Genomic DNA, 3,597 nt, shown 5'->3' with positions numbered 1-3,597 from the left:
GCTCGCGCGCCGCGCGCAGCTCGGGCGCTTCGAGGTCGCGGCGTTCGAGCTGCGCGCGGCGCGCGAGCGTATCGACGTTGTCGATCGGGCCGGCGGCGCGCGCGGCTTCGATCCGGCGCGCGGCGGCTTCGCCAAGGCCGCGCACGAGCGACAGGCCGAGCCGCACGGCCGGCTGGCCGTGCGGCGGCAGCTGGCCGGGGAGCGCTTCGAGCGACGCCTCCCAGTTGCTTTGCGTCACGTCGATCGGCAGAACCTGCACGCCATGGCGTTTGGCATCCTGCACGAGTTGCGACGGCGGATAGAACCCCATCGGCTGACTGTTCAGCAGCGCGGCGAGAAAGATCGCCGGTTCGTGGCATTTGAGCCAGCTGCTCGCGTACGCCAGTTTCGCGAAGCTGGCGGCGTGGCTTTCGGGGAAGCCGTATTCGCCGAAGCCCTTGATCTGCTCGAAGATCTGCTCGGCGAATTCGCGTGTGTAGCCGCGCGCGAGCATGCCCTGGACGATCTTGTCGTGGTAGGGGCCGAGATCGCCCCTGCGCTTCCACGCGGCCATCGCACGACGCAGTCGATCGGCTTCGCCGGGTGTAAAACCCGCCGCAACGATCGCGATCTGCATCACCTGTTCCTGGAAGATTGGAATACCGAGCGTGCGTTCGAGCACCTCCTTGAGCGCGTCGCTCGGATAGGTAATTTCCCCTTTTTCCTCCCCCGCCTTGATCTTGCGCCGCTTGAGGTAGGGATGGACGGCGCCGCCCTGGATCGGCCCTGGTCGCACGATGGAGACCTCAACCACCAGATCGTAGTAATCACGCGGTCGCAAACGCGGCAGCATCGACATCTGCGCGCGCGATTCGATCTGGAACACGCCGACCGTGTCGGCGCGGCAGATCATGTCGTAGGTTTCCTTATCGTCCGGCGGAATGTGTTTCAGCGTGAACGGCTCGCCGTCCTCCGCCGGCCCGCGCCATGCGGTGCGCAGGTCGAACGCCCGATGCAACGCCGACAGCATGCCGAGCGCGAGCACGTCGACCTTCATCAGCTTGAGCGATTCGAGATCGTCCTTGTCCCACTGAATCACGCGCCGCCCGTCCATCGCCGCGTTCTCGACCGGCACGAGCCGCGTGAGCTTGCCGCGGCTGATCACGAAACCGCCCGAATGCTGCGACAGGTGACGCGGAAAGTTGAGCAATCGCCCCGCCAGTTCGGCCCATGTGCGAATCAGCGGCGTTTCGGGATCGAGTCCGGTCGTCGCGAATTGCTGCAACAGGTCGCGGCTGCCGTCGAACCAGCGATGCCCCTTCGCGACGCGATCGACCAGCATCGGATCGATGCCGAGTGCCTTGCCGGTTTCGCGCAGCACGCCGCGCGGGCGATAGGTCGACACGGCTGCCGCGAGCGCGGCGCGATTCTCGCCGTATTTCCGATAGATATGCTGAATGACTTCCTCGCGGCGCTGATGCTCGAAATCGACGTCGATGTCGGGCGGCTCGCCGCGCTCCGCGCTGATGAAACGCTCGAACAGCATCGTGCTCTGATCGGGACTGACTTCGGTGATCGCGAGGCAATAGCAAACAACCGAGTTCGCCGCGGAACCACGCCCCTGGCACAGGATGTTCTGGCTACGTGCAAACTTGACGATGTCGTAGACAGTCAGGAAGAACGGCTCGTAACTCAGTGTCGCGATCAACGCCAACTCGTAGTCGATCCGTTCCCGGACATGCTCCGGCGGCTCCCCGGCATAGCGGCGACGCGCGCCCGCCCGGGTTTCCTGCTCCAGATAACTCGTCGGCGTATGACCTTCAGGCACGATCTCGTCCGGATATTCGTAGCGCAGCGAATCGAGTTCGAAATCGCACGCATCGAGCATCGCGCATGTCTCCGCGATCTCGTCCGGCGAAAACAGCTTCGCGATCCGCCCGCGCGAACGCAAATGCTGTTCCGCATTCGGCGCCAGCGCATAGCCGCATTCCGACACCGGCATCCCGACGCGAATCGCCGTCATCACGTCCTGCAATGCCTTGCACGAGCGCCGGTGCATCGTCACGTCGCCCAGCGCGACGATACGCACGCCCCGCCGCTCGCCCGCCTCGCGAATCTCGTCGCGCTGCGCGCCGTCCAGCGCACGCTGCAACTGCACGAGCCCGAGCCGCGCGCGCGCGCCGAACGTCACGCGAAACCACGCGACCTGCACATCGAGCACGTCCGCGCGTACCGGATACAGGGGTACGAGAATCGCGAAGCAGTCGGGCATCCCGCGCAAATGGGCAAACTCCGCAGGCGGCGCCGACAGCATCCGCGACGTCAGCGTGTAAGTCCCCTTCGGCGACGCCATCCGCCGCCACGAAATCAGCTCCGAAAGATTGCCGTACCCCTCGCGGTTCTGCGCGAGCAACACGAGCCCGAACGCACCGGGGCCCGGATCGTGACCGGGCGCGACGTCGTCCGGCGTGACGTCGAAGTACGAACCGATGACGAGCGGCAGCCCTTTCGCTTGCGCGGCGACATGCATGCGCGGCGCGCCGGCGAGCGAGCACTCGTCGGTGATCGCGATCCCGCGATAGCCGAGTTCCGCCGCACGCTCGACCAGTTCTTCCGCATGCGACGCGCCATGCAGAAACGAAAAGTTCGAGCGGCAGAACAACTCCGCGTAATCGGGCAACCCACTGAAATCCGCAACCATCTCCGTTCACCCGAACAAGCCGTGCAGGAACCAGCGCGGCTCGGCCTCGCTCCCCGCCCGCTCCTTGAACACCCAGTAGCACGCACCGGCTTCGTCCTGCGCGACGTGGTAATCGCGCGCGGAGAACTGACCGTCGAACCAGCCGGCCTCGATCCGCTCCACCGACGACATCATTCTCAGCGGCGTATGGAATACCGGCCGGTTCTCGCGCACCAGCAACGGCAGCGGCTCGGCGAGCAGCCACGCGGGCCTCGGCGGCACCGCCGGCGGCCCGCCGGCCGGCTTGCCCGCCTGCACATCGAGCGGCAGCCAGCGGTTCGCGGCCTCGGGCCGGTGATCGGCGACGGGCGCCGCGCGCAGCACGTTCTCCGCACCGAGCCGCGCGACCAGCAGCTCGAGCAGCCGCTCGCGGGTTTCCCGCGTACCGCCCGGTTCGGGAAAAAGATCGTCGGCCGGCGGCGCGACCGACTCGACGCGCGTGGCCTTCAGACGCACCGCGATCACCGCGGCCGGCAACTCGACGCGCGCGAGCCGCTCGCCGAGCAGCCGCATGAAGTGCGCTTCGTCGCGCACGGGTGCGGCGAACGCGAGTTCGAGCGGCGTCGGCGGCACGGCCTGGCGGCCGCGCTCGTGCTCGAGATCGAACGTCATCGCGGCCAGCGACAGTTGCCGCGCGGCCAGCCAGCCGCACAGCTGCACGACGAGCCGCCGCGCGGCGAACAGCACGGCTTCCGCGTATTCGACGCGCTCCGGCAATTCGAGCCGCACGTCGAACACCGGCGGCACCGCCATCCACGCGAGCGGCTCGACCGCGTCGCCGTACGCACGATCGAGCGCGGCCAGCAGCGCGGGGCCGCAGCGACGCTGCAACCCCGCACGCGGAAGACCGCGCAGATCGGCGAGCGTGCGGCAGCCGA

The 3,597-nt window shown here is 67.5% G+C and carries 2 protein-coding genes; both read right to left on the bottom strand.

Annotated elements, in window-relative coordinates; genetic code table 11:
* On the bottom strand, positions 1–2,680 hold a 2,680-nt coding region (locus G3N62_RS34680), incomplete at its 3' end, for an error-prone DNA polymerase (RefSeq protein ID WP_206141502.1).
* A gap of 6 nt (positions 2,681–2,686) precedes the next feature.
* Positions 2,687–3,597, bottom strand: a 911-nt coding sequence (locus tag G3N62_RS34675; RefSeq protein WP_206141501.1) for a DNA polymerase Y family protein, incomplete at its 5' end; no start/stop codon positions are given.

It is taken from the genome of Burkholderia sp. Tr-20355 (genome assembly GCF_017104685.1).
GTDB lineage: Bacteria > Pseudomonadota > Gammaproteobacteria > Burkholderiales > Burkholderiaceae > Burkholderia > Burkholderia seminalis.
The sequence above is the reverse complement of the archived record's forward strand: the minus strand, read 5'-3'. Positions and strand labels throughout refer to the sequence as shown.